Source organism: Rhizobium sp. UFLA01-1127 (genome assembly GCF_059803845.1).
Genome location: NZ_JAUQTZ010000091.1, coordinates 1 through 24843 on the forward strand (window position 1 = coordinate 1; position 24843 = coordinate 24843).

A 24843-nucleotide genomic window follows, 5' to 3' on the forward strand; every position below is an offset into this window, starting at 1 on the left:
GTATGAGGGTGCGCGAAAGCGTGCCGCTGACGAGTTGCGCCATCTGTCGCTGGATGAGACCGGGCAAAGACCCGTCGATGAAGGCATGGCGGGCACCATAGCGCAGGACGACATCGAACTCGCAGTCCCTGAGCTGCTCGGGATGCGCGAAATTCAAAAGTTCGCATGCCTTGCGATTGACGACGAGAATGCGATTGTGAGCATCCAGCATGAACAGGCCGTGCGTCATGTTGTTGAGCGCGGTATCGAACCTGTCGGCGATCAAGGATATCTCGCGCGACGCAATGACATTCTTGTAGAGGAATTCGCGCACGCCGTTCGCCATCGCACGCGTCGTCAGCCCGAACGGAACGAGCATGATGGAAACGATTGCCTTGTAGAGCTGCTGCGACATGAGACAGGCGATGATGATCGGCAGGCAACAGGCAAGCGTCTGCAGGTCGATAGCCTTCTGCGAACCGTAGTTTCGGCCGACGATCGACACCATCGAAGCCATGGTGACGGCAATGCAGATGAATTCCGCCAGCGGATCCTGCACGATCAGGATAGCGTAGCCACTGCCGATACCAAGAATGGCTGCCGTCGCCGCCGCGCCGATAACATAGCGTGTTTCCCACTCGGCGATGTCGGCCCGCGTGAAACTGTGCTTGTCGGCCGCGTCGAACAGCCTGAACGAATACATGCGCAAGCAGAAAACGGCGCCGAAAGCGACGCAAAGCAGGAGATAGATATTCGCGCCTGTGCTCAGGAAAACGATGACATAAGTCAGAATGTGAACGAACACCCCCGTAAAAAGCGTTTTACGGTTTCCGAAAAGCGAACTGACGAACGACAGATAAACATCCGTCGGCACGGTGTCCGGGCTTGGAGGCTTCATTCAGACTTCCCCTGATGCGGCCGAGACCCTAGTGTAAACGTTTTAAAATTTGATTGCCCGAAATGAATGCATCTGGGCCGATTTTCCAATTATGCCGGTCACTTACGCCGAAATCAGGCTGCGATCCGCATCGTATTAGTGCAATTATCTTCAGTGAATTCTATCTGGGATATAATATCCGGATCGCCAGCAAACAAAGCAAGACATCGTGAAAGACTTATGAAATACGATCAAATCTTACCAGCGCGTTGCTGGATCATCATGAATGTATCAAAAGTATACTCGGAAAGCTGCATCCAAAGGTAAGCATCCTTCTTGTAAGCAACCTGATCCTCATAGATGCGCTTGAAATAGGCGTTGGACTTCGAGAGATCGGCATAAAGCCCATTGGCTGCCTGGAAACAGGCATCCATGATCTCCTGACTGAAGGGCCTGAGCGTCACGCCCTGCTGCACGATATCCTTCAGCGCCTGAGGATTTTTGACGTCGTATTTTGCCAGCATGTTGGTGTTGGCGAAGGCACAGGCGTCACTGAGGATCACCTGATAGTTCTTCGGCAATGCGTTCCATTTTTCCAGATTGAAGAAGGCGTGCACCACGGCACCGCCCTCCCACCAGCCCGGATAATAGTAGTATTTGGCGATCTTCTGCAGACCGAGCTTCAGATCGTCATAGGGGCCGACCCATTCGACCGCATCGATCGTGCCCTTGCTCAGCGCATCGTATATGCCATTGACCGGAATATCCTGCTGCGGCGCCACGCCGATTTTCTCGATCACCTTGCCGGCAAGGCCGGCGATGCGCATCTTCAACCCTTTGAGATCGTCAAGCGTGTTGATTTCCTTACGAAACCAGCCGCCCATCTGCGCGCCGGTATTGCCTGCGGGCAAGCCCAGTATGCCTTGCGTGGCATAGAATTCATTCATCAGCTTGTTGCCGTTGCCCTGATAGAACCAGGCGTTGGTGAGCCGGGCGTTGAGGCCGAACGGCAGTGCCGTGCCGATGGCATAGGTCGGGTCCTTTTGCCAGAAATAATAGGAGCAGGTATGGGCGGCATCGACAGCGCCGGCGCTCACCGCATCGGCAGCCTGGGCGCCGGGCACGATTTCGCCCGCCTCGTAGGTCTGGATGACGAAATTGCCGTTCGTCGCATCGGATACGCGCGCGGCGATATCCTCCGCACCGCCATAGACGGTGTCCAGGCTCTTGGGAAAGGAGGAGGTCATCTTCCAGGTGATCTTCGGATATTCCTGGGCAAGGGCCGGACTGGCAAGCGCGGACGCGGCGGCACCTGCGCCAACGGCCCCTGCCTGCCTTATGAAGGAACGGCGATCCATCGAATTCTCCCATACGGACGGCATTGCTGGGGAACGGTACGCTCCCCCGTCACGGCGCAAGCGATGGAACTAACCATGCCGCACACAGTCTTTCAAGCTTGCTCTGGCATCGCATTATGGCGATTCCTGTACATCGGCATGACGAGCCGGAACAAAGCCTTACGGAAATCGCTGCGCGTTGCCGGCCAAGCCCGATTCACGTAGACTGAGATCACGGACAAACCGCCCTCTGATTGACATCTTCGTCATCCAGGGATGACGGCAAATAGCAATTTAGCACCTTCCGGAGCCTTGAATGCCCAGACCGATCATCGCCATTCCCGCCGACGTCCGTGAGTTGGATGGCACGAGCTGGCATGCCGTGCAGCTCCAATATGTCCGCGCTGTCGTGAAAGCTGCGGGATTGATGGCGCTGATCGTTCCGGCGCTTGAGGACGGCAACGATGCGGATGCCATTCTGGATCGGGTCGACGGCCTGCTCGTCTCCGGTTCGGCGACCAATGTGCATCCATCCCTTTACGGAAAGGAAGCAAAAGACAGCGATGGCCCCTTCGATCCGGCGCGCGACGCCACATCCCTTCCGCTCATCCGCCGCACGATCGACCGCGCCATTCCGATGCTCGCCATCTGCCGCGGTATTCAGGAGCTGAATGTTGCCCTCGGCGGCACACTCGCCAGCGAAATCCAGGACCAGCCCGGCATATGGGATCACCGCAAGCCGCAGGATGCCGATCGCGACACGATGTATTCCATCCGCCAGAGCGTTTTCGTCAAGGAAGGCTCCTGCATCGCCCGTGTCATCGGCCCTGGCGAAGTGCGTGTCAACTCGCTGCATCGCCAGGCGATTGCCGATACGGCGCCGGGATTGCAGGTGGAAGCCCTGGCCGAGGACGGCACGATCGAGGCCGTCTCCGTCATCGGCGCCAAGACCTTTGCCGTCGGCGTGCAATGGCATCCGGAATATTGGGCCGAAACGGATTCATCGTCGCGCAAGCTCTTCGCCGCCTTCGGCGATGCCGTGCGCGATTATGCTGCAAGTAAGGAGCAGCTCGCCGCCGTTCCTTATCAGCAAAAAGCTGTGTAGTCAGCCGCGCGGCTTGATAGGCGTTTCCGGCACCGGCGTCACCGGCTCGCCCCTGGCGAACCATTCGATGATATTGTCGGCAACGAGATCGGCCATGGCATCGCGCGTCGGCACCGAAGCGGAGGCCACATGCGGCAGCAGCGAAACGTTGGCCAGGGAGAGATAGCCGGCTGGCACGTTCGGTTCGTCGTAGAAAACATCGAGGCCGGCAGCACCCAAGGTCCCATTGCCGAGGGCGGCGATCAGCGCATCGTCATCGACGGACCAGCCGCGCCCGACATTGATGAACACACCTTGCGGCCCGAGCGCCGACAGGATCTCGGCATTGATGACCTTATGCGTCTCAGGCGTCTTCGGCACGATGGAGATCAGCGTATCCACCGACTGCGCCATCTCCTTCAAGGTCGGATAATAGTCGTAAGGCAGCGCGTCGCGCGGCGAACGCGTATGATAGCCGATCTTCACCTTGAAGGGCTCCAGCCGCCTTGCGATCTCCAGGCCAATGCGGCCGAGACCGTTGATGCCGATACGTCGCCCCTTCATCGAAAAGGGCGAGAGCGGGAACGCTCCCTCCTTCGCCCAGCGCCCCTCGCGCAGCCAGGTCTCCGCCTTCGGAAACTGCCGCAGCGTGTTCAGCAGCAGGGCAATGGCGGTATCCGCCACCTCGTCGTTCAGAACGTCGGGCGTATTGGTGACGACAATACCCTTCGAGGCGGCATGCCTGACATCGACGCCGTCATAGCCGACGCCGAAATTGGCGATGACTTCGACATTCGGAAAGGCATCGATCCAGGCCGCATTCAAGCTGCCAGAGACGGCAATGCCGCGGATGCGGGCGGCTGTCTCGGCATCGACCCGCGGACCGTCATTGCGTTCGACGGAAACGATATCGAACTGCTTTCCGAGCCTTTCCAGGACACGCGGGTGTATCTTCCCCGGAACGAGGACGGCGACGCGGCTATCGGACATGGATATTTCCTCTTGCGATAAGGTTCGGTGCTACTGGCGAGCCTTGTAGGGCGCCGTCGATTGGCGAATGCGCATTTCCGGCTTGATAAGATGGATACCATCCGGTTCATGGCTTCCTGCCAGCCTATCCAAAAGCGCTCGCGCCGCAAGCCTTCCGACCTCGGCCTGACCATTCCAGACTGTCGTCAGCGCCGGCGTCGCAATCGCCGCCTCCTCCAGATCGTCATAGCCGGTGACCGAAATGTCCCGTCCGGGGACGAGACCGGCACGCGAAATGCCGTTCATGAGGCCGATGGCGACCAGATCGTTCCAGCAGACGGCAGCCGTCGGCTTTTGCGGCAGCGACAGAAAGTGCACAGCCGCCTCGAAACCGCCCTGCTTGGAGCGCGCGCCGGGAATGCGCAGGTTAGGATCGACCTCTATGCCGGCCTTGCGCAGCGCATTCACATAGCCCTGGTAGCGGTCGCGACCGGTCGAGGTCTGATCCGTACCGCCGATCATGGCGATCGACCGGTGGCCGAGGCTGATCAGATGATTGGTGGCAAGCGAGATTCCATAGCTGTCGTCGCCGCGAAAGGTCGGCAGGTCGAGCGCGTCGATCTGACGGGCCACGAGAATGGCCGGCATGCCGTTTTCTTCTGCCAGCTCGAAATCTTCCGGCGGCGTCCCGATCGCCGGCGACATGATGACGCCGTCGCCGCCGAGCTGCAGCAGCGTCTCGATGAAGGTTCGCTGCTTTTCGACCGAGTCGTAATGGTTGGAGAGAATGAAGGTGTGCCGGCTGCGGTCGAGCTCGCTTTCGATCGCCTTCAGGATTTCGCCGTAGAAGGGGTTCATGATGTCATGAACGACGACGCCGATAATGCCCGATCGCGATGTCCTGAGGCTCGCTGCGCGCCGATTGTAGATATATCCCAGAGCACGGGCCTGGTCCTTGATCTTCTCGCGGGTATTGACCGCAACCAATGGACTGTCGCGTAAGGCCAGAGATACAGTTGCCGTTGAAATGCCCAGCGTTTCCGCAATCGTAGAAAGCTTTATCTTTTGCGCCACGCGCTCCCTCCCCGTGAAACGCAGCCGTAAACTTATTCCGTTCGTTTTATGATTCCGGAATTTAAAATCTTTAATTAAAAGCTTTAATCACATCGCGCAACACGAATTCTCGGGGATTCTCAGAATTCATCTTCATCCTCGCCATCATCGCCGGCCTGAAGATTGTGCTCGATCGTCTTGAGCAGGCGCACGAGCGAGCGGATGTCTTTTTCGGAGAAGCCGCGGGTCGCCAGCTCATCGCAGCTCGCAGCCGAACTTTCGATCTCGGTGACGCTGTTTCGCCCGGCTTCGGTCAGATAGACCTTGGTCAGACGCGCATCCTCGGCATCCGGCCGCCGTTCGACGAAGCCTTGCGCCTCCATGCGCCCGATCGTCCGCGTCATCGTGGGCGCCTTGACGCCGAGCTTCTGCGCCAGCGTACCGGCGGGAAGCCCGTCATTCGCCGCCAGGGCGAGAATGACACCATCCTGCCCGGCATAGAGACCGCTTGCCGTCAGGCTGCGTGTCATCACCGTCCGCATGGATCGCGCCGCCTGCGTCAAAGCCGGCGACAGATCGGCAAGCGTGTAGTCGCGGTGATCCTTCTTTTTACCTGACTTACTTTTCTTCCCGACCTTGTTCTTCTTACCCATCGTGATTCCGTTGACCTTTTCGCCGATGTGTCATCACGCTATGACATTGCGCAGGTTATTGACATAAACAAGAGGCACATCCTCAGATGGCACATCCTTTGCCATGTTTCGATGACAATGATGAAACATTGACACCTCTGGAGCGAACCAGATGGATCGCCGTGCTGCCACTTGGCGCCCATGAGCAACATGGCCCGCATCTGCCCTTCGACACCGACACGCTGATTGCCGAGGGCATCGTCTCGCGCCTCAAGGCTGCGCTGCCCGCCGATCTGCCGGTCACATTCCTGGCGGCCGAGCCTGTCGGCTATTCCATCGAGCATGTGGATGTCGCCGGCTCGCGTACCCTCTCCTTCGACGAAGCCGTGAAACGCTGGCTCGGCATCGCGGAGCGGATGAACGATCTCGGCATCCGCAAATTCGTCCTGCTGAATGCCCACGGCGGCAACTCGCCGCTGCTGACCGTCGTCACGACGGAAGCGCGCGTGCGCTTCGACATGCTCGCGGTCGCGACCAGCTGGACCCGCTTCGGCATACCTGAAGGGCTGATCGCACCGGACGACAAGGCAATCGACATTCATGGCGGCGATATCGAGACATCGGTCATGCTCGCTCTCCATCCGGAGAAGGTCGATATGTCGAAGGCGGCAGATTTCCCGTCCCGCCAGTCCGAGTTCATCAGGGGCTTCAAGCATCTGCGCGCCTACGGCCCGCATGCGTTCGGCTGGAAGATGTCCGATCTGAATGAGCAGGGCGTCGCCGGCAACGCAGGCGCGGCGACGGCCGAAAAGGGCGAAAGACTGATTGCACACGCGGTCAAGGGCCTCGTCGAACTGCTTGAAGATGTCGATAAATTCGATCCAGCGACGCTGGCTCGATCCGGCGCCTGACCGCGCCGCCATAACCGATGTGATCTTATAACATATAAAAGCCTTTGAACTGACGCCGCCAACTCCTTATATGGAACGCGACACTTGTCCGCTCCCCGGGGCAACCTTCCCTATTTCGAGGCTCCCATGACCGAAACAGCCACGCAAAAGCCCGTTCCCGTCACCGTTCTCACCGGCTATCTCGGTGCCGGCAAGACGACGCTGCTCAACCGCATCCTGTCTGAAAACCACGGCAAGAAATACGCCGTCATCGTCAACGAGTTCGGCGAGATCGGCATCGACAACGATCTCATCGTCGAGTCGGACGAAGAAATCTACGAGATGAACAATGGCTGCGTCTGCTGCACCGTCCGCGGCGACCTGATCCGCGTGGTCGAAGGCCTGATGCGCCGCCCCGGCCGCTTCGACGGCATCATCGTTGAGACCACCGGACTTGCCGATCCGGTTCCCGTCGCCCAGACCTTCTTCATGGACGACGATGTCCGTGCCAAGACCGAACTCGATGCCGTCGTCGCGCTCGTCGATGCCAAGCACCTGCCGCTGCGTCTGAAGGACAGCCGCGAGGCCGAAGACCAGATCGCCTTTGCCGACGTCGTCGTCATCAACAAGTCCGATCTCGTCTCGCCGGAAGAGCTAGCCCAGATCGAGGACATCGTCCGCGCGATCAACCCGGCCGCCCGCGTCTACAAGACGACCCGCTCCGGCGTCGAGCTCGCACGCGTATTGAACCAGGGCGCCTTCAACCTGGAACGCGCCCTCGAAAACGACCCGCATTTCCTCGAGCACGGTCATGAGGATCATGTCTGCGGCCCGGATTGCGATCATCATCACGACCATGACCATGATCACGATCACCACCATCATCACGACCACGATCATCATGATCACGACCATCATCACCACGGCATGTCGCCGATCCACGACGTGACCGTTCAGTCGGTTTCGCTTCGCGGCGGCGAGATGAATGCCGAGCGTTTCTTCCCCTGGATCCAGAAGATCACGCAGATGCAAGGCCCGAACATCCTGCGCCTGAAGGGCATCATCGCCTTCAAGGACGATCCGGAACGCTACGTCGTTCAGGGCGTGCACATGATCATCGAAGGCGATCATCAGCGCCCATGGAAGGACGGCGAGAAGCATGAAAGCCGCCTCGTCTTCATCGGTCGCGAGCTCGACCGCGAAAAGCTGGAGGCCAGCTTCAAGGCGTGCGAGGCGTCCGCCTGATGCCGACTGTCGCTCCGCTTGATATCGACGGCCACGTTCTGGCCGTCGAATTTTTAGGTGATACCCCCTTCTTCGCCAGCGCCGCCGGCGCGATCCACCGCCTCGAAGGCGGCGAGAAGGTCACCGAAGCCCATCAGGGGATGCTGACCTGCATCCGCGATCCCTATAGCGACAGCCTGATTTCGGGCGGCGAGGACGGCAAGGTGCTGCGGATCGCATCCGACGGCAGCACGACGACGCTGGCCGAAGCGCCGCGCAAATGGATCGGCCAGCTTGCTGCCGGTCCGCAAGGCGCCGTCGCCTATTCCTATGGCAAGAGCACCTTTGTGCGCCTCGCCGACGGTACGACGAAAGAATTTGCCGAGGAGCGCACGGTCGAAGGCATCGCCTTTGCGCCCAAAGGCCTGCGCATCGCAGCCGCGCGCTACAACGGCGTGTCGCTGCACTGGGTCGGCATGAGCGCACAGCCGGTCAATCTGGAATGGAAGGGTGCCCATACGAGCGTCACCTTCTCGCCGGACGGCCAGTTCATCGTCACGACCATGCAGGAAAACGCCCTGCACGGCTGGAAGCTGGACACGAAGCCCGGCGCCGAAGCCCGCCATATGCGCATGACCGGCTATCCCGCCAAGGTGAAGTCGCTCTCCTGGTCCAACAAGGGCAAATGGCTTGCCTCGTCGGGCGCGCCCGCGGCGATCGTGTGGCCTTTCCAGGGCAAGGACGGCCCGATGGGCAAGGCGCCGCTCGAGCTCGGCACGCGCGCCAACATCATGGCGACTTCGGTAAAATTCCACCCCGCCGAGGATGTTCTTGCCATCGGCTTCATCGACGGTATGATTCTGGCGGTGCGCCTCGGCGACGCCAAGGAGGCGCTCCTCCGCCGGCCCGGCAAGGGTGCGATCACGTCGATGAGCTGGAGCAAGTCCGGCAAGTTGCTCGCCTTCGCTTCCGAAGCCGGCGACTGCGGTGTCGTCGATGTATCCGGTTAAAGCAATTCCAGGAAAAGTGCGCAGCGGTTTTCCGTCCGGGATTGCGTGAAAGCAAAGAGATTGGAACAGTTCGAAGCTTCCGTGAGCCGAACTGTTCCAAGCAGAAAGACAGGATCATGCCCCAGTCAGGAACGGCAATCGCTGGAAATGCATCTGCCCCAGCCGAAAACGTCTGGGACGCAATCCGTTGCGAAGCTGTCGAACTGGCGGCGCGCGAGCCGACGCTTGCGCCGCTGCTGCAGGCACAATTGCTTGCCGGAAGCTCCGATGCCGAAAGCCTTGCCAACGTACTGGCGGCACGGCTCTGCGTTGTCAGGGTCGAGCATGGTGACCTGCTTTCGCTGTTGTCCGACGTACTGACGCGAAATCCCGCAATCCTGCAGGCAACCGAAGCGGATCTTGTCGCGGTGCGCACCCGCGACCCCGCGTGCAAGACCTACCTGCATGCGCTCTTGAATCTGAAGGGCTTCCACGCCCTGCAGACGCACCGCATCGCCCATGCACTCTGGATGGAAGGCCGCACGGAAATTGCGAGCTGGCTTTCCAACCTTGTCTCGTTGGTCTTCGGTCCGGATATCCATCCGGCCGCGAAGATCGGCACCTCGATCATGCTCGACCACGGCTCCGGCATCGTCATCGGCGAAACCGCCGTCGTCGAGGATGAGGTGTCAATCCTGCAGAACGTGACGCTCGGGGGCACCGGCAAGGAAAGCGGCGACCGCCATCCAAAGATCCGCCACGGCGTGATGATCGGCGCCGGCGCCAAGATCCTCGGCAATATCGAAGTCGGCGCCTACAGCAAAGTCGCTGCCGGCAGCGTCGTTGTGAAGGCCGTTCCCCCGCATTGCACCGTCGCAGGCGTTCCGGCCACGGTCGTCCGCATTCATCGCGCTGATGAAATTCCGGCCGAAATGATGGACCAGAATATCTAACCGTCCTATTTGGTGACGGGCCGCCCGTGACATAAGGCGGCATCGCCATTTTTCCCGCCAGACGCTCTCCATCGGTCATCGGCCGTCACCGCAGAATCGTCCTTTGTCGCCCCTGTGCTCGACAGAAGCGAAATCCTTTCACCGCGCCCTTCATGGAACTGTCATACTCCATTGATAGCTCGAAAGGGTTCTCTATGTCCGGCGTGGCGCAAATGCGCCGGAGCAATGCCCCCACTCGAAGAGGATATGACGATGACCCGTTTTTCACGTCGCGTTGCCCTTGCAACCGGCAGCGCGCTCAGCCTTGTTTTGCTCTGTTCCACCACCGGTGCCGCTGATTTAAGCCCGGCGCCGAATACCGCGACACCGATCAAGCATCTTGTCGTTATTTTCCAGGAAAACGTTTCCTTCGACCATTATTTCGCGACCTACCCCAAAGCCGCAAATGTCGATGGCGAACCGGCATTCAAGGTCGCCGACAACACGCCGACCGACATCAATACGCTCGCCCATGCCGGGCTCATCGACAACAACCCGAACAAGACGAATACCGCAAACGGCGCCGATGCTGCGGCACCCTTCCGGCTCGACCGGACGCAGGCCGCGACTCAGTCGCAGAACCACGGCTATACCGCCGAGCAAGCCGCCTACAACAACTTCGCCATGGACTTCTTCCCGGCCAATACCGGCCGTGGCACCAAGGGAGCCGCCGGCGCTTTCGGCACCAAAGGTCAGGTCATGGGCTATTATGACGGCAACACCGTCACGGCGCTCTGGAACTACGCCCAGCACTACGCAATGAGCGATAATTCCTTCTCCACCAATTTCGGCCCCTCCACCCCCGGCGCGCTGAACCTGATTTCCGGCCAGACCAATGGCGCGATCCTGCCGCCTGGCTACACGCTGGAAAGCGACGGCACCTATTCCAAGGGCCGTATCGTGCCCGACGGCAATGGCGGCTGGACCGCGATCAGCGACTTCGATCCGACAGGCGACGTCTGCTCCATCGGCCAGACGGCATTGATGTACGGCAAGAACATCGGCGACATGCTGAACGAACACAAGATCACCTGGGGCTTCTTCGAGGGCGGCTTCGACCTCTCGCTGACCAACCCCGACGGCACGACCGGCTGCAAGCGCGCGACAACGTCGACGGTCACCAAGGTCAACTACACGGACTACATTCCGCATCACCAGCCGTTCCAATACTATGCTTCGACCGCCAATCCGACGCACGCGCGCCCGTCCTCCGTGGCGGCGATCGGCACGACGGATGCGGCAAACCATCAGTACGACATGACCGACTTCTATGCGGCGCTGAAGAACGGCAACATGCCCACGATCAGCTTCCTGAAGGCGCCCGCCTATCAGGATGGCCATGCCGGCTATTCCGATCCGCTCGACGAACAGGAATTCGTGACCGAGGTGGTCAACACCGTACAGAATTCGCCGGATTGGAAGGACACCGCGATCGTCGTCCTCTACGACGATTCCGACGGCTGGTATGATCATGCCCATGCGGTCGTCAATCCGTCGAAGCTCCCGATCAAGGGCTATGACGTGCTGAGCGGCGACAGCTGCTCCACCGGCACGGCGCTGCCAGGCGTCAACGGCCTGCCGGCACAGGGACGCTGCGGCTACGGCACGCGCCAGCCGCTGCTCGTCATCTCGCCCTACGCCAAGGTCAACTTCGTCGACCACACGCTGACCGACCAGACCTCCGTCTTGCGTTTCATCGAGGATAACTGGATGGCCGGCGCCCGCCTCGGCGGCGGCTCCTTCGATGTGCTCTCGGGCTCGCTGAACAACATGTTCGACTGGTCCAAGGGCGACGCACCGAAGCTGATTCTCGACCCGAAGACCGGCAACCAGGCATCGTAAAGCCGGAAGGGAGACGGAAATGCGCGTGCAGATCAACCACCGTCTCCTGCCGCTCATTGCACTCGCGGGCCTCTCGCTCGCGGGTGCGGCTGTGGGCATGGCAAGTGAGCCGGCGGCGAACGCCACGATGACGGACGGTTATGACGGCCAGGCGCCGCTGAGCGCGGTGGCGCAGCTCGGCAAGAAGCTGTTCTTCGATCCGTCGCTCTCCGGCGGCGGCCAGATGTCGTGCGCGACTTGCCACGACCCTGCCAACCACTATGCGCCCGCCAACGGCCTCGCCGTACAGCTCGGCGGCTTGCACCTCGATCAGCCGGGTATCCGCGCAGTGCCCAGCCTCGCCTACAAGATGTCGACGCCCTCCTTCTCGATCGGCGAGGAAAGTGCTGCCGACGAGTCCGCGGAAGCCTCGCCGATGACGGAGGCCTCCGGCGTGGCCCTCGCCAATGCTCCCGCTGCCGTCGCCGGCCCGCTGACTGCCCAAGCCGTCGCAAAGGCCGATGCGGCCGCCGCCAATCTCGTGCCGCAGGGCGGCATGTTCTGGGATGGGCGTGTCGATTCGCTGGAAGAACAGGCCCTGCAGCCAATGATCTCGCCCTTCGAAATGGCGAATGCCGATGCGGCCACGGTCTATGCCAAGCTGAAGAAAGGTTATGGCAAGGAGATTTCGGCACTTTTCGGCGACAACATCGCCAACGATCAGGACATGATGATCTCCGAGATCGGCTTTGCGCTTGCGCGCTATCAGATCGAGGAGCGCTCCTTCCATCCCTATACCAGCAAGTATGACGACTATCTGCGCGGCAAGGCGATCCTGACGGATGCGGAAGACAGGGGCTTGAAGCTGTTCGACGATCCCAACAAGGGCAATTGCGCCTCCTGCCATCTCGACAAGATGACCGGCGACGGACAGATGCCGAATTTCACCGATTTCGAATTCGAGGCGCTCGGTGCGCCACGCAATCCGGCCATTCCAGCCAATGCCGATGCGCACTATTACGACACCGGCATTTGCGGCCCGCTGCGCAACGACACCTATTCCACCCAGCAGCAGAATTGCGGGCTGTTCAAGACGCCGACGCTGCGCAATGTCGCCACGCGCCACGTTTTCTTCCACAATGGCGTCTACCGCACGCTGGAGGATGTGACGCGCTTCTACGTCAAGCGCGACACCAGTCCGGAGGAGATCTATCCGAAGGATGCGAGCGGCAAAGTGCTGAAATACGATGACCTGCCGTCGCAATATCAAGCCAATATCGACGTGATCGATGCGCCGATGAACCGCAAGCTCGGCGATGCCCCTGCCCTGAACGATGCCGAGATCGCCGATATCGTGACCTTCCTGAAAACCCTGACGGATGGCTACGATCCGGCGAAAGATGGCGTGAAGGCGGCCAAATAAAAAACCTCCGGCCAAATGGGCGGAGGTTTTTGGTATTTCAGGACCGCTCGTGCACTTTACGCAGCCTTAGATATCGGCGGCTGGGCGAGCTTGCGGCCGCTAGCGACGATCATGCCGGCAGCACTATCCAGCCAGCCATCCTTCAGCTCAAGAGCGAGGAACCGATCGCGCTGGAACGGACCCGGCATGACAAGGTGGCGGGTCTTGGACGCAAAGAAGCCGAAACGCTCGTAGTAAGGCGCGTCTCCGACGAGCAGGATAGCGCCGTGGCCGCGCTTCTTGGCTTCCATGATGGCGGCGCGCATCAGCGCCGAGCCGATGCCCTTGCCTTCATAGGCGGGATCGATCGCCAGCGGGCCGAGCAGCAGCGCTTCGACCGGGCGGGTCTCACGATCGACGCCGGCTTCGATGTTCCAAAGACGAACGGTGCCGATGACATGGCCGGCACGATCACGCGCGACCAGTGCCAGGCCGTCGGCCGGAACGCGACCCTGGCGCAGTTTTTCCGACGACTTCTTGCGGCGGTCGGGACCCATGGCGCGATCCAGCAGGTTTTCGCGCGCAACGACATCGCCTGCATTTTCCAGGTCGAGGGTGAAAGTGGACGGCGCAAAGAATGCGCGGACAGAATCAAGAACAGCGGCCATATCGGCCTCCCGTGCCCAATACCGTTATCAGCGGTGGTGACGAACTATTGTGAGGGTGCCGCCCCGGCTGGCTACGGGGGCAGCTTTGTCAGACCTCAGCTTCAGCTGAGATTTTTCTCTTGGCATGATCTGATCCGAAAACCGCTTCGCACTTTTCGGGATACATGCCTTAGATAATGTAGGCCTTCAGCGGGTCGAAACCGTTGAATGCCACAGCCGAGTAGGTCGTGGTGTAGGCGCCGGTGCCTTCGATCAGGACCTCGTCGCCGATGGTGAGCGACACCGGCAGCGGATAGAGGTTCTTCTCATAGAGCACGTCGGCCGAATCGCAGGTCGGGCCGGCAATGACGCAGGGCTCCATTTCGTCGCCGTCGCGCGTCGTGCGGATCGGGTAGCGGATCGCCTCGTCCATGGTTTCGGCGAGACCGCCGAACTTGCCGATGTCGAGGAACACCCAGCGAGCGGTATCGTTATCCGACTTCTTCGAAATCAGGACGACTTCAGCCTTGATCACGCCGGCATTGCCGACCATGCCGCGGCCCGGCTCGATGATCGTGTGCGGGATCTGGTTGCCGAAATGGGCGCGCAGGGACGCAAAGATCGCCTTGCCATAGGCTTCGGCCGAGGGGACGTCGCGCAGGTACTTGGTCGGGAAACCGCCGCCCATGTTGACCATCTGCAGATGGATGCCCTGCTTGGCGAGCGAGACGAAGACGCGCTTGGCATCGGCAAGAGCATCGTCCCAGGCATCGACCTTGGTCATCTGCGAGCCGACGTGGAAGGACACGCCATAGGATTCCAAGCCCCGCTGATGGGCATAGACGAGAACGTCGACGGCCATCTGCGGGACGCAGCCGAACTTGCGCGACAGCGGCCATTCCGCACCTTCGCCATCCGTCAGCACGCGGCAGAACACGCGGGCGCCGGGAGCGGCACGGGAAATCTTCTCGACTTCCTCGTGGCTGTCGACGGCGAAGAGGTTGATACCGAGTGCATGCGCACGGGCGATATCGCGCTCCTTCTTGATGGTGTTGCCGTAGGAGATACGCTGTGCGGTCGCGCCGGCGTCGAGCGCCATTTCGATTTCGGCGACGGACGCGCAATCGAAGTTGGAGCCGAGGCTTGCGAGCAGGCGCAGCACTTCCGGAGCCGGGTTGGCCTTGACGGCATAGTAGATTGCGCTGTCCGGCATGGCATGACGGAAGGCATGAAAATTGTCGCGGACGACGTCGAGATCGACCACCAGGCAAGGACCGTCCGGACGTCGGGTAGCGAGGAAATCGCGAATACGTTGCGTGGTCATGTCAATTCCCTTTCAATTCCAAAGGCTCCGGGGAAAACCCAGAGGACAAAGGGCGACGCTCACTCGCTCAGGAACCAGCCGGTGGAGACCCCGGTACCATGCAAATGCGCGAAGCGCGGATGATGAACCAGTGCCGCAAGCGGCGCTAATTCGCTTTGTCTGCCATGGATTGGAGGGAATATCCCAACCGCACTTCCGGCAATGAAGGTGTGCCTCTTCAGTATCCCCGGCTGATGGAAAGCCGGGAGAGAACAAAAAGGCCCGCACCGTCGTTGCTTCAGATGTCCTCGCATTTTTCGGTTGGCCGAAATAGCGACTGGAGGGGTTAGTTCCAGGTACCTTACCGATTTTCTCACCACATCGAGGATCGGCGGACACCCACGGGCACGTGCGACTTTGGGCTGTTCGGGAAATAGGAATATTCACCGTAATAATCAAGAATTTTTTTCAGCCATGCCCGAAAAAAATAATTGAACAAAGCAAGGCATTTTGTTCAACATCCGGAAACAGTTAGCGGGAGGCTTCACCATGGATACTTTGACCCGGATTCGCGCCTTTATCGACGTGGTCGAGGCCGAGGGATTTTCGGCGGCCGCGCGCAAGACCGGGCGCTCCAAGGCGCTGCTGTCAAAATATGTCCGCGAGCTGGAAGACGAACTCGGCGCGCTGCTCTTAAACCGCACGACGCGCCAGTTCTCCATGACCGAGGCCGGTCACACCTATTACCGCACCGCTTCTGACATCCTGAAGGAGATCGACAATCTTGCCGACCTCGTGCGCGAAAACAACCAGCAGCTCAAAGGTCGGCTGCGCATTTCGGTGCCGCGTACCTTCGTCGACGCCGAGGTCGGACAATCGCTGATCGACTTCGCCAAGGAAAATCCCGACCTGGCACTGGAGATCGCGGCCGACGACCGCTTCGTCGATCTGATCGAGGAAGGCTTCGATGTCGCCGTGCGCATCACCAAGCTCGAAGATTCGGGCATGATTGCCCGCAAGATCTCGGACTTCCGCGTTCATCTCTGCGCGACGCAGGAATTCCTCGATCGTTATCCGGCGCTGGAACATCCGACCGACCTGACGCGTGTCCCATTCATCATCGACACCAACACCCGCTCGCAAGGCAGCGTTCGCTTCGTGGATGCCGACAGCACCGTCTTCAACGTTGCCATCAACGGCACGCTCGAAGTCAACAGCCCGCATGCGACACTGCGGGCAGCGCTGGCCGGCCTCGGCATTGCGGTCGTTCCGGATTTCATCGGCCGCAAGGCGATCGAAAGCGGGCAGTTGCTGACGCTGTTCAACGATTACCTGCCGACCGATCGCGGCATCTATGCCGTTTATCCGCACCGCCGCTATCTCCCCGCAAAGGTGCGCATCTTTGTGGACTACCTGCACAACTGGTTCCGCAAGAACGGCTGAACACTCCGGCTGTTGAAACCAGCGAGGCTTGCGGCGATTGCCTATGTCCCGCATGGTCAATGGAAGAAATGTGTCCAACTCTGTCTCGGTTGAAATTTCTCCCCGCGCCCTGTCAAAATCGCGCCGGTTCAAACGTCACTGCTGCAGCGGGCACTGAAGCTCCGCGTAACCCGAGAAAGGAACGCGTCATGCAATATATGCTATTGGTGTATTGGAACGAAGCCGAACACAAGAATGCTACAAAAGAGCAGAAGGCCGAGACGTTTGCGGCCTACGCTGCCTACACGGAAGTGTTGAAAAAGGCCGGAGCGTTCCTGGCAGGCAGTGGATTGCAGGATTCCTCGGCGGCAACCGTGGTGCGTGCGCCGGATGGCAAGCCCTCGGTTCTCAACGGCCCCTATATCGAGAGCAAAGAGCAGTTGGGCGGCTATTACCTCATCGAGGCGACTGATCTCGACAGCGCCGTCGTCTGGGCAGCCCGTTGTCCGGGCGCTCAGCACGACACGGTGGAGGTTCGCCCTCTCATGGTCTACTGACGCCATGTCGGGAGAAGACGACCAGCCTGCCATTAAGGCTGCCGAGGCGGTTGCGCGCCGAAGCTATGGCAAACTGGTCGCCATTCTCGCGGCGCGCACGCGCGATGTGGCTGGCGCCGAAGACGCCTTGTCGGATGCTTTTGCCTCTGCTCTGGCCGATTGGCCTATCAATGGCGCGCCGCATAGCCCCGAGGCTTGGCTGCTTGCCGTTGCCCGGCGCAGGATGATCGACGCCATCAGACGCGGACGGGTCAGCGCCGCCGCCTCCGAACATCTTCGGCTCATGGCGGAGGAGTTGGAGGCAACCGCCAGCCAGGCACCAGAAATTCCCGACGAGCGCCTTGCTTTGATGTTCGCTTGCGCACATCCGGCAATAGAGCCTGGGATCAGGGCGCCGCTAATCCTACAGACGATCCTCGGGTTTGACGCACAGACAATCGGTTCCGCCTTCCTGGTCTCGCCCGCGGCAATGGGCCAAAGACTGGCGCGGGCCAAAAACAGGATTCGACGCGCCAAGATTCCTTTGCGGGTGCCCGGCAAGGCAGACATGCGCAGGCGCCTTGGCGCAGTCCTGGAGGCGGTCTACGCGGCCTATACGGAAGGCTGGAGTGATCCGGCCGGCGCCGATGCGAGCTTACGTAACCTGGCTGAGGAGGCGATTTGGCTCGGCCGGCTGATTGTCGCGCTCTTACCAAAGGAGGCCGAAGCACTCGGCTTGCTTGCGCTGATGCTTTATTCACATGCTCGGCTTGGCGCCCGGCGCAGTTCGGCCGGCGAATTCGTACCGCTGGCCAATCAGGATCCTGCTCTTTGGGACGAAGGGTTGATCGACGAAGCTGAGAGGTTGCTTATTCACGCCAGTGCATTTGACGCCTTCGGCCGCTATCAATTGGAAGCGGCAATCCAATCGGCTCATGTCGCGCGACGCCGAACAGGCCAGACCGACTGGGTGGCGATCGAACATCTCTATGATGGCCTCTGCGCAATTACCGGCTCGCCGGTGGCGGCCATCAATCGCGCGATCGCCGTGGCGCAGACGCGCGGCGCGGCCGCAGGGCTGGCGGCACTGCCGCCGCTAGGCCCCGGCAGCCGGCTTATAGAGTATCAACCCTATTGGGCAGCGCGAGCCGAACTTCATACGAGGGCAGGAGAAATGATGGCGGCACGCGAGGCCTATGACCAAGCGATTGCGCTGGAAATAGATCCTGCGGTCCGCCGCTTCTTGCAAAAACGACGGGCGGAAAGCTTGGCGCCCGCTAACCCCGAGAAGCGTCAGGCGAGGAAAGATCCTAACAAACAATCTTGCATTGAGTGACCCCAATACTTACGCGCTCGTCAGGTTAGCGCATCGGCGGATTTGTTCTTCGTAAAATGAAACTCTTCTTCTTGGCAGGTATTGCGAGATCAAATATTTGAATGAATCGCCTTGAATTGGTTTTGATACCGGTTCCGCCGACCGGTCCCAATTCCGTCTCATTTCCTGACCAGAAACGAAGTGAATCAATGCTCACGAAACATATCGGACGCATGAGAAAATCCATGATCGCTCACGCCGTCGCGCTCGCCGGCGGCCTGCTGCTTGCGCCGGCCATCGCGTCGGCGCATCCGCATATTTTCGTGGAGGCCCGTCTGGAAGTGCTCGCTGGCCCTGACGGCAATGTGCAGGAGCTGCGCAACGTCTGGCGCTTCGACGAAGTATTCTCGTCCTCCGTCCTGATGGATTTCGACAAGAACACCAATCTGAAGCTCGATCCTGACGAGCTGAAGGAAGTCGGTAAGACCGTGCGCGAGTCTCTGGCCGACTACGATTACTATGCCAACCTGACGCTGAACGGCAAAGTGATCAAGGTCAACAAACCTGACGTCATCAATGTCGACTTCCGCGACGGTCAGCTCCTGATGTTCTTCGCTGTCAAACCGTCCGAGCCGATGCCGCTCACCAAGGGCAACAAGCTGAGCTTCGGCATTTACGACGCAACGCTCTACACCTCCATCGATTTCCCGAGCGACAAGGAGCTGGCGACGGAGGGCGATGCCTTCAAGAGCTGCACGCAGAAGGTGGTCCGACCCAATCCGGACGAGGTCATTGCCGAGAACAGATCGACGCTGACGGATGCGTTCTTCAACGATCCGACGGGAACGACCATGTCGAAACTCTTCGCAACGCGGATAGATGTCCAATGCTGATTTCGAGGTTAAGGAAGCTTATACCGGCCGCGGCTGTCGCCCTTCTGGCGGCAGCCGGTCTCGCCCATGCCGCCGGCTCGCCGCTCGGTATCGGCACGGCCGAGCCGAGCTTTCAGCCGATGGGCGGGCCGCTCGCGCCGATCTTTCTCTACGTGAATTACGAGCAGCAGGCTTTCTATCGGGCGCTCACCAAATCCATCGAAGCCATGCGCCAGGACCCCTGGCAGCTCTGGACGCTGATCGGCCTTTCCTTCGCCTATGGTATCTTCCACGCCGCCGGTCCCGGCCACGGCAAGGCTGTCATCTCCTCCTACATGGTCGCCAATGAGATCGAGCTGAAGCGTGGCGTTGCCATCTCCTTCGTCTCCGCCCTCATTCAGGGACTCGTCGCAGTCCTTGTCGTCGGCGCCGCCTATTTCGTCCTGCGCGGTTCGGGCATCACCATGACGATGGCGACCAACGCCATGGAGATCACCAGCTTCGTCATGGTCATCCTGTTCGGCAGCTGGCTCTTGTTCCGCAAGCTGCGGGCGATGATGCAAGGCCGGGTGCAGCGCCAGAAAATGCAGCTCGCGACATCGGCGGGGCCAATCAGCCTCTCGCTTTTCGAAGGAGCGGCGACGGGCACGGATTCGGCGAGACGTTTTACGCGCAGCAGCGCCGCGATACCCGCTGCCGGCAGCTATCAATGCTACGATCCCGCCCATACGACGGGAGATGGGGCCTACTGCGAGGCTTGCGGTCACGCCCATCTTCCCGATCCGAAGATGCTGTCGAACGAAAAGTTCAGCGCCCGCGAAGCGTGGTCCGCCATCGCCGCCGTCGGCCTGCGGCCATGCTCCGGCGCACTGCTGGTCATGACTTTTTCGATGCTGAACGGGCTCTATCTCGGCGGCCTATTATCGGTCCTCGCCATGTCGATCGGCACGGCGCTCACCGTCTCGATGCTTGCCATCATCGCGGTCTTCGCAAAAGGTACCGCCGTCCGTTTCACCGGCAGGGGCTCGAGACTTTCGGTTTGGGTCGGCAACGGCATCGAGATCCTCGGCGCACTGCTCGTTATCTGCACGGGCGTCATCCTGCTCGGCGCCTCGCTGCAGAACTGAGCGATTTCCGGGAGTTCGGGCGATCCTTACGCCAGAGCCTATCGCCCGTTGCGCCGCTGATAGCGCGCCCGAAGCCAGAATACGAAGAAGAACGCCAGGATGACGAGTACGCCGAAGCCGGTGCCGAGCCATGGCGAAATCGAGCCGAGCCAGACGATGACATTCGGCATCAGGTAAAGCACGACTGTCGCAACCAGCAAAATGATACCGGCTGCAATCGCCGCCGAGCGGGTCTCGCTTTTCTTATCCGTCAATGTAGCCATCCCTGACGCCCTGACATGAGTTTCGGCGAAGGCTTAAAGCGCGACGCGATCCTTCAGATTCGCTCCCTGCGCCTTAAGCTCTTGATTTTACGCATGTCGCGCAAAATCGCTGCGCGCTTTTGCGCGACATGCTTTAGGCCAGCTGCCGAGGAAAGGCAACCGGCCCTATCCGTCAGAGCTGAACTTTGGCGCCCGCAACAGTCGCCTCGATATGATCGACCAGCGCGTCAGCGAGACCAAGCCGTCCGGCCAAGAGATCGAGATAGCCGCGCTCGGCTCGCGAATCCGGCTCGATCGCCAGCCGCGATGCGGTATAGACCTGCACCCGCTGCTCCTCGCTCTTTGCCGAGGCGACGATGGCATCGAGATCGACGGGATTGGCAAGCTCACGCTGGAAGAAGGCTTCCGCCTCCGACCCGACTCCGGCCTCCTGTACCTTCCCGAGAATGCGCTGGCGCTCCGTATCGTCGATATGGCCGTCGGCGCGGGCAGCCGCGATCATCGCCCGGACGAGGGAAAGCGTAAAATCATTGCTCGCAACGGCCGGCGCCGTGCTGAAACCGGAATCCGTCGGAGGCGGCAGGAACTGCGGTTCGGTCTGCGGAGCCGATTGCGGCGCTGGCTGCGGCTGATTGCCGTCCCGATAATTCTTATAGGCCTGATAGCCGAGCCCGGCGATGGCTGCGAGGCCGCCGAACGCCAATGCATTGCCCGCAACCTGACGCCCGGTCTTCGTGCCGAGCAGCACACCGGCGATCGCGCTTGTCGCCATCGGATTGTCCCTGGCGAGATTGATGGCCTGGGTTGCCCTGTCTTTCACCGTTCCCTGCAATCCCGGAACCTGCGACCCCAGGAATTGGTCAAGAAGCTTGCGGGCGTCGATCATATGGATGGTCCTCGGTCCTTGTGATGGTGAAGGGGAGATAGGAAGCGCGACCGCAAATACAAATCCACACCATCCAAAAAGGCGCGCAGAAAGCTCCGCGCGCCTTTGAAATCGAATTGGATAGGCTCGGTCTCAACCTTTTAGCGCTGCGGCCTCTGCTGCAAGCTTGGTGATGCCGGCCCAGTCGCCTGATGCAACCAGCTCCTTCGGCGCAACCCAGGAGCCGCCGATGCAGATGACGTTCGGCAGCGACAGATAATCGTGGGCATTCTTCAGCGAAATGCCGCCGGTCGGGCAGAAGATCGTGCCTGATAGCGGCGAGGACAGAGCCTTGAGATAGGCGGCACCGCCGGCCTGCTCGGCCGGGAAGAACTTCAGCACCGTATAGCCCTCCTCGCGCAACGCCATGACTTCGCTGGCGGTCGCAGCACCCGGCAGCAGCGGCACATGCGAGGAACGCGCAGCATCGAGCAACTCCTGCGTCGTACCGGGGCTGACAATGAACTTGGAGCCGGCTTCGACGGCCGCATCCCACTGGCTGGCATTGAGGATGGTGCCGGCGCCGACTTCGGCCCCTTCCACCTCTTCCGCCACGGCGCGGATCGCATCGAGCGCGCCGGCGGTGCGCAGCGTAATCTCGATGGCCTTCAGGCCGCCTGCGACGAGCGCCCGGGCAAGCGGCACGGCCGATTTCGCATCGTCGACAATCAGCACCGGAACGACGGGCTGCAGTTTCAGGATGGAAAGAAGCTTCTCGGTTTTCTCGCCCATGGTCGGCACACTTCCTTTAAAACGATTGAAATCCGACTTTCGAATAACCCTCCCGAAGATGCTTGTCGAGATAAAAGCACGCTTTGGATACGACGGGTAGGAATTCGTCCTGACATACTATAGTCTAGTGTCGTCTGTGCCGGTGGAGCATGTCAAACGCATGGCAAAAGAGATCGAGCGAAAGTTTCTGGTGCGCGGCGATCATTGGCGTAATCTCGTTTCCGAAAGGCTGATCCTGAGACAGGGATATATTGCCTCGCTGGAAGGTCGTTCCGTGAGGGTACGGCTGACCGACGAAACGAAAGCGACCTTGACGATCAAAATCGGCAAAGCAATGACGAGGGATGAGTTCGAATACGATATCCCAGTCGATGATGCGGAAGAATTGCTCGACGCGGCGATCGGCCTCGTCATCGAGAAAACACGTCACAAGGTGCCCTTCAAGGGCTTCACCTGGGAAGTGGATGTCTTCGGCGGCGCTCATCGCGGCCTGGTGATCGCCGAGGTGGAAATGGCGGACGAAAACGACGATCCGGAATTACCTGATTGGATCGGCCGTGAAGTGACCGGCGACTACCGCTACTCCAATCAGGCCCTCGCGACGCAGTTCGAGCAGGAGTACGATGAGCTATCGCATACGGCCTGACCGGGCCTTTGATGACGAGGTGCACAAAGCCGCAGCGCACCAACTCGGCAAGGCGATGGCTGAACTGAGAGACAGGCCGCAGGGCCTGCACGAAGCAGTTCACGATGTCCGCAAGAACATCAAGCGTGTGCGAGCCCTCTACCGATTGATAGCCCCGATCGCGCGGGAATTTCAAAAGCAGGAGAACGACCGGCTGCGGGACATGGCGCGCACGCTTTCCGGAGTCCGCGAGGCGACCGCGCTGATCGAGATCGGCCACTATCTGCAGGCGACCGCCACATCTGCGGAGGAATTGCATGCGCTGACCCGCGTAAGGGATCTGCTGACCGCCAGACGCGACCGTCTTGCGGAGGCGGAAACTGACCTCGAAGACAAGGCGCAGGCGGCAATCGCGACATGTGAGGAGGCACGCGAGGCGTTGAAGGGCACATCCTTCGACTGCGGACGCCGCGATACGGCCCGTCTTTTTCAGAAAAGCTGGCGCAAGAACGTCCGCAAGGCGATGGAAGCGCTTTTCGAGTGCCATGCGGAATCGGCTCATACCGAGAACTTTCACGATCTGCGCAAACGCAGCCAGGACTACTGGATGCATCATATGCTGCTGCGCGATGTCTGGCCGGCCGCCATGCATGCCAAGCAGCTTGAAGCCAAAGCTTTGATCGACGTGCTTGGCCGCTATCTCGACATGTCGATATTGGCCGGCGTCGCGGATCGCGAACCGCATCTCTTCGAGAGGAGCGACGATCACGCCCGTTTGCTGGAAGCGATCATTTCGCGGCAGCAGACCGCCCGCGAAGAGGCACTGAGCCGAGCCCGCTGGGTCTTCGCCGACAAGCCGGAGAACGAGGCGCGAACCATCAAGCGCCTCTGGCTGGAGGCGGCGGACTGAAGCGTAGCCCGGGAGCGGGAACCCTCACCCGCCGTCGTTTTCTGGGCACGGAAGTCACTCCACCCTCATGGTGAGGCGCCTCAGCGTCGCAGCGTTGGCGAAGACGACGAAGCCTCGAACCACGAGGGTGGCCCGGTCGAACAACGTCAAAATACGAATCCCGATTGCCTGCAAGCCCACAAAATTGTATCTCCCCGCCATGACCGACATGATTTCAGATCCACGGCGCGACGCGACCGGCGCATTCCTCGTTGCCGCGCTCTATCATTTTGTTTCCTTTCCGCGCTTCGAGAGCCTGCGCGAGCCTCTGCTTGCGCTCTGCGAGGAAAATGGGGTGAAGGGTACGCTGCTGCTCGCGCATGAAGGAATTAACGGCACCATCGCCGGCACTGATGCCGCCATCGGCACGGTGCTCGCGTTCCTGCGCACGCAGCCGGAATTTGCCGGCCTCGAGCACAAGGAAAGCCGCGCTTCGAAAATGCCTTTCGTACGCATGAAGGTGAAGCTCAAGAAAGAGATCGTCACCATGGGCGTCGAGGATATCGACCCGACCAAGGTCGTCGGCACCTATGTCGCGCCGAAGGACTGGAATGCCCTCATCTCCGATCCCGATACCATCATCATCGACACCCGCAATGACTATGAGACCGCCATCGGCGTCTTCAAGGGCGCGGTCGATCCGAAGACCAAGACCTTCCGCGAATTTCCCGAATGGGTGCGGGAGAATACCGGCCTGCACAACAAGCCGAAGATCGCCATGTATTGCACCGGCGGCATCCGCTGCGAGAAGGCGACCGCCTTCATGAAGCAGCAGGGCTTCGACGAGGTCTACCATCTCAAGGGCGGCATTCTGAAATATCTTGAGGAAGTACCGCCGGAAGAGAGCCTGTGGGAAGGCGCCTGCTTCGTCTTCGACG

Annotated in this window: 25 protein-coding genes; 15 read left to right on the forward strand and 10 right to left on the reverse strand. The window is 60.3% G+C overall.

Translation table 11 applies throughout. From position 1 onward, the window contains the following. Positions 1–877 (reverse strand): PAS-domain containing protein (locus Q4Q11_RS21110; RefSeq protein ID WP_498570711.1); only part of this gene is annotated, 877 nt, incomplete at its 3' end. A 230-nt stretch (positions 878–1107) separates the two neighbouring features. Continuing rightward, the gene (locus tag Q4Q11_RS21115; protein WP_498570712.1) at positions 1108–2214 is read right to left on the reverse strand and encodes a TRAP transporter substrate-binding protein; all 1107 of its coding nucleotides are present in this window, start codon (positions 2212–2214) and stop codon (positions 1108–1110) included. Between the two features lie 295 nt (positions 2215–2509). On the opposite strand from Q4Q11_RS21115, the gene Q4Q11_RS21120 reads away from it, so the two are divergent. Next, on the forward strand, positions 2510–3298 hold the full coding sequence (locus Q4Q11_RS21120) for a gamma-glutamyl-gamma-aminobutyrate hydrolase family protein (protein WP_498570713.1): 789 nt from the start codon (positions 2510–2512) through the stop codon (positions 3296–3298). Here the strand turns inward: Q4Q11_RS21120 and Q4Q11_RS21125 are convergent, their stop codons facing one another. The 3 genes from Q4Q11_RS21125 to Q4Q11_RS21135 form a co-directional block, all read right to left on the reverse strand. Continuing rightward, positions 3299–4267, reverse strand: a complete 969-nt coding sequence (locus Q4Q11_RS21125) for a 2-hydroxyacid dehydrogenase (RefSeq protein ID WP_113216461.1) — start codon at positions 4265–4267, stop codon at positions 3299–3301. 30 nt (positions 4268–4297) lie between these two features. Beyond that, positions 4298–5320: a LacI family DNA-binding transcriptional regulator gene (locus tag Q4Q11_RS21130; RefSeq protein ID WP_113216462.1), complete on the reverse strand. Its 1023-nt coding sequence runs from the start codon at positions 5318–5320 to the stop codon at positions 4298–4300. 119 nt (positions 5321–5439) lie between these two features. Further along, complete coding sequence (locus Q4Q11_RS21135) at positions 5440–5952, reverse strand: MarR family winged helix-turn-helix transcriptional regulator (protein ID WP_112502889.1); 513 nt, start codon at positions 5950–5952, stop codon at positions 5440–5442. Positions 5953–6038: 86 nt separating this feature from the next. On the opposite strand from Q4Q11_RS21135, the gene Q4Q11_RS21140 reads away from it, so the two are divergent. The 6 genes from Q4Q11_RS21140 (at position 6039) to Q4Q11_RS21165 (ending at position 13270) form a co-directional block, all read left to right on the forward strand. Beyond that, positions 6039–6842: a creatininase family protein gene (locus Q4Q11_RS21140; RefSeq protein ID WP_498570714.1), complete on the forward strand. Its 804-nt coding sequence runs from the start codon at positions 6039–6041 to the stop codon at positions 6840–6842. 126 nt (positions 6843–6968) lie between these two features. Continuing rightward, positions 6969–8066 (forward strand): CobW family GTP-binding protein, encoded by a 1098-nt coding sequence (locus tag Q4Q11_RS21145; protein WP_113216464.1) that lies wholly within the window; start codon positions 6969–6971, stop codon positions 8064–8066. Next, a complete protein-coding gene (locus Q4Q11_RS21150) occupies positions 8066–9055 on the forward strand; it encodes a WD40 repeat domain-containing protein (protein ID WP_498570715.1) in 990 nt (329 codons plus the stop codon). The genes Q4Q11_RS21145 and Q4Q11_RS21150 overlap by 1 nt, the downstream gene beginning before the upstream one ends. Positions 9056–9171: 116 nt before the next feature. Further along, positions 9172–9987, forward strand: a complete 816-nt coding sequence (gene cysE, locus Q4Q11_RS21155; RefSeq protein WP_498570716.1) for a serine O-acetyltransferase — start codon at positions 9172–9174, stop codon at positions 9985–9987. Between the two features lie 252 nt (positions 9988–10239). Beyond that, a complete protein-coding gene (locus Q4Q11_RS21160; RefSeq protein ID WP_498570717.1) occupies positions 10240–11868 on the forward strand; it encodes a phospholipase C in 1629 nt (542 codons plus the stop codon). Between the two features lie 19 nt (positions 11869–11887). Beyond that, entirely contained in the window at positions 11888–13270 is a 1383-nt protein-coding gene (locus tag Q4Q11_RS21165; RefSeq protein WP_498570718.1) for a cytochrome-c peroxidase, read from the forward strand. A gap of 56 nt (positions 13271–13326) precedes the next feature. Here Q4Q11_RS21165 and Q4Q11_RS21170 read toward each other — a convergent pair whose 3' ends face one another. Together Q4Q11_RS21170 and odc2 are read right to left on the reverse strand one after the other, a co-directional pair. Continuing rightward, the gene (locus Q4Q11_RS21170) at positions 13327–13917 is read right to left on the reverse strand and encodes a GNAT family N-acetyltransferase (RefSeq protein ID WP_498570719.1); all 591 of its coding nucleotides are present in this window, start codon (positions 13915–13917) and stop codon (positions 13327–13329) included. Between the two features lie 169 nt (positions 13918–14086). Continuing rightward, complete coding sequence (gene odc2, locus Q4Q11_RS21175) at positions 14087–15220, reverse strand: ornithine/lysine decarboxylase (protein WP_498570720.1); 1134 nt, start codon at positions 15218–15220, stop codon at positions 14087–14089. A 528-nt stretch (positions 15221–15748) separates the two neighbouring features. On the opposite strand from odc2, the gene Q4Q11_RS21180 reads away from it, so the two are divergent. The 5 genes from Q4Q11_RS21180 to Q4Q11_RS21200 all read left to right on the forward strand — a co-directional run bounded on the left by Q4Q11_RS21180 (position 15749) and on the right by Q4Q11_RS21200 (position 20471). Then, complete coding sequence (locus Q4Q11_RS21180; RefSeq protein WP_113216470.1) at positions 15749–16642, forward strand: LysR family transcriptional regulator; 894 nt, start codon at positions 15749–15751, stop codon at positions 16640–16642. Between the two features lie 188 nt (positions 16643–16830). After that, positions 16831–17178: a YciI family protein gene (locus Q4Q11_RS21185; protein ID WP_113216471.1), complete on the forward strand. Its 348-nt coding sequence runs from the start codon at positions 16831–16833 to the stop codon at positions 17176–17178. 4 nt (positions 17179–17182) lie between these two features. Then, on the forward strand, positions 17183–18493 hold the full coding sequence (locus tag Q4Q11_RS21190; protein WP_113336997.1) for a DUF6596 domain-containing protein: 1311 nt from the start codon (positions 17183–17185) through the stop codon (positions 18491–18493). A 224-nt stretch (positions 18494–18717) separates the two neighbouring features. Next, positions 18718–19365 (forward strand): DUF1007 family protein, encoded by a 648-nt coding sequence (locus tag Q4Q11_RS21195; RefSeq protein ID WP_498570721.1) that lies wholly within the window; start codon positions 18718–18720, stop codon positions 19363–19365. Then, on the forward strand, positions 19359–20471 hold the full coding sequence (locus Q4Q11_RS21200; RefSeq protein WP_498570722.1) for a nickel/cobalt transporter: 1113 nt from the start codon (positions 19359–19361) through the stop codon (positions 20469–20471). Before Q4Q11_RS21195 ends, Q4Q11_RS21200 begins: the two co-directional genes overlap by 7 nt. A 38-nt stretch (positions 20472–20509) precedes the next feature. Here Q4Q11_RS21200 and Q4Q11_RS21205 read toward each other — a convergent pair whose 3' ends face one another. The 3 genes from Q4Q11_RS21205 to Q4Q11_RS21215 all read right to left on the reverse strand — a co-directional run bounded on the left by Q4Q11_RS21205 (position 20510) and on the right by Q4Q11_RS21215 (position 22391). Next, positions 20510–20725 carry a hypothetical protein gene (locus tag Q4Q11_RS21205; RefSeq protein ID WP_498570723.1) on the reverse strand — a complete coding sequence of 72 codons (216 nt, stop codon included), beginning with the start codon at positions 20723–20725 and terminating at the stop codon, positions 20510–20512. A 181-nt stretch (positions 20726–20906) separates the two neighbouring features. Continuing rightward, positions 20907–21620 carry a tellurite resistance TerB family protein gene (locus tag Q4Q11_RS21210; protein ID WP_112502848.1) on the reverse strand — a complete coding sequence of 238 codons (714 nt, stop codon included), beginning with the start codon at positions 21618–21620 and terminating at the stop codon, positions 20907–20909. A gap of 132 nt (positions 21621–21752) precedes the next feature. After that, on the reverse strand, positions 21753–22391 hold the full coding sequence (locus tag Q4Q11_RS21215; RefSeq protein ID WP_113216475.1) for a 2-dehydro-3-deoxy-phosphogluconate aldolase: 639 nt from the start codon (positions 22389–22391) through the stop codon (positions 21753–21755). 160 nt (positions 22392–22551) lie between these two features. Here Q4Q11_RS21215 and Q4Q11_RS21220 point away from each other — a divergent pair, with 160 nt between their 5' ends. The 3 genes from Q4Q11_RS21220 to trhO all read left to right on the forward strand — a co-directional run. Then, the gene (locus Q4Q11_RS21220; protein WP_112503784.1) at positions 22552–23037 is read left to right on the forward strand and encodes a CYTH domain-containing protein; all 486 of its coding nucleotides are present in this window, start codon (positions 22552–22554) and stop codon (positions 23035–23037) included. Next, positions 23015–23926 carry a CHAD domain-containing protein gene (locus Q4Q11_RS21225; protein WP_498570724.1) on the forward strand — a complete coding sequence of 304 codons (912 nt, stop codon included), beginning with the start codon at positions 23015–23017 and terminating at the stop codon, positions 23924–23926. Before Q4Q11_RS21220 ends, Q4Q11_RS21225 begins: the two co-directional genes overlap by 23 nt. Before the next feature lie 199 nt (positions 23927–24125). After that, positions 24126–24843 (forward strand): oxygen-dependent tRNA uridine(34) hydroxylase TrhO (gene trhO / locus Q4Q11_RS21230; protein ID WP_498570725.1); only part of this gene is annotated, 718 nt, incomplete at its 3' end.

Excerpts from the sequence above, each read along its gene's own strand:
- Q4Q11_RS21115 (WP_498570712.1), bottom strand. The coding sequence starts at position 2,214 with ATGGATCGCCGTTCCTTCATAAGGCAGGCAGGGGCCGTTGGCGCAGGT.
- Q4Q11_RS21120 (WP_498570713.1), top strand. The coding sequence starts at position 2,510 with ATGCCCAGACCGATCATCGCCATTCCCGCCGACGTCCGTGAGTTGGAT.
- Q4Q11_RS21125 (WP_113216461.1), bottom strand. The coding sequence starts at position 4,267 with ATGTCCGATAGCCGCGTCGCCGTCCTCGTTCCGGGGAAGATACACCCG.
- Q4Q11_RS21135 (WP_112502889.1), bottom strand. The coding sequence starts at position 5,952 with ATGGGTAAGAAGAACAAGGTCGGGAAGAAAAGTAAGTCAGGTAAAAAG.
- Q4Q11_RS21140 (WP_498570714.1), top strand. The coding sequence starts at position 6,039 with ATGGCACATCCTTTGCCATGTTTCGATGACAATGATGAAACATTGACA.
- Q4Q11_RS21145 (WP_113216464.1), top strand. The coding sequence starts at position 6,969 with ATGACCGAAACAGCCACGCAAAAGCCCGTTCCCGTCACCGTTCTCACC.
- Q4Q11_RS21150 (WP_498570715.1), top strand. The coding sequence starts at position 8,066 with ATGCCGACTGTCGCTCCGCTTGATATCGACGGCCACGTTCTGGCCGTC.
- cysE (WP_498570716.1), top strand. The coding sequence starts at position 9,172 with ATGCCCCAGTCAGGAACGGCAATCGCTGGAAATGCATCTGCCCCAGCC.
- Q4Q11_RS21160 (WP_498570717.1), top strand. The coding sequence starts at position 10,240 with ATGACCCGTTTTTCACGTCGCGTTGCCCTTGCAACCGGCAGCGCGCTC.
- Q4Q11_RS21165 (WP_498570718.1), top strand. The coding sequence starts at position 11,888 with ATGCGCGTGCAGATCAACCACCGTCTCCTGCCGCTCATTGCACTCGCG.
- Q4Q11_RS21170 (WP_498570719.1), bottom strand. The coding sequence starts at position 13,917 with ATGGCCGCTGTTCTTGATTCTGTCCGCGCATTCTTTGCGCCGTCCACT.
- odc2 (WP_498570720.1), bottom strand. The coding sequence starts at position 15,220 with ATGACCACGCAACGTATTCGCGATTTCCTCGCTACCCGACGTCCGGAC.
- Q4Q11_RS21180 (WP_113216470.1), top strand. The coding sequence starts at position 15,749 with ATGGATACTTTGACCCGGATTCGCGCCTTTATCGACGTGGTCGAGGCC.
- Q4Q11_RS21185 (WP_113216471.1), top strand. The coding sequence starts at position 16,831 with ATGCAATATATGCTATTGGTGTATTGGAACGAAGCCGAACACAAGAAT.
- Q4Q11_RS21190 (WP_113336997.1), top strand. The coding sequence starts at position 17,183 with ATGTCGGGAGAAGACGACCAGCCTGCCATTAAGGCTGCCGAGGCGGTT.
- Q4Q11_RS21195 (WP_498570721.1), top strand. The coding sequence starts at position 18,718 with ATGATCGCTCACGCCGTCGCGCTCGCCGGCGGCCTGCTGCTTGCGCCG.
- Q4Q11_RS21200 (WP_498570722.1), top strand. The coding sequence starts at position 19,359 with ATGCTGATTTCGAGGTTAAGGAAGCTTATACCGGCCGCGGCTGTCGCC.
- Q4Q11_RS21210 (WP_112502848.1), bottom strand. The coding sequence starts at position 21,620 with ATGATCGACGCCCGCAAGCTTCTTGACCAATTCCTGGGGTCGCAGGTT.
- Q4Q11_RS21215 (WP_113216475.1), bottom strand. The coding sequence starts at position 22,391 with ATGGGCGAGAAAACCGAGAAGCTTCTTTCCATCCTGAAACTGCAGCCC.
- Q4Q11_RS21220 (WP_112503784.1), top strand. The coding sequence starts at position 22,552 with ATGGCAAAAGAGATCGAGCGAAAGTTTCTGGTGCGCGGCGATCATTGG.
- Q4Q11_RS21225 (WP_498570724.1), top strand. The coding sequence starts at position 23,015 with ATGAGCTATCGCATACGGCCTGACCGGGCCTTTGATGACGAGGTGCAC.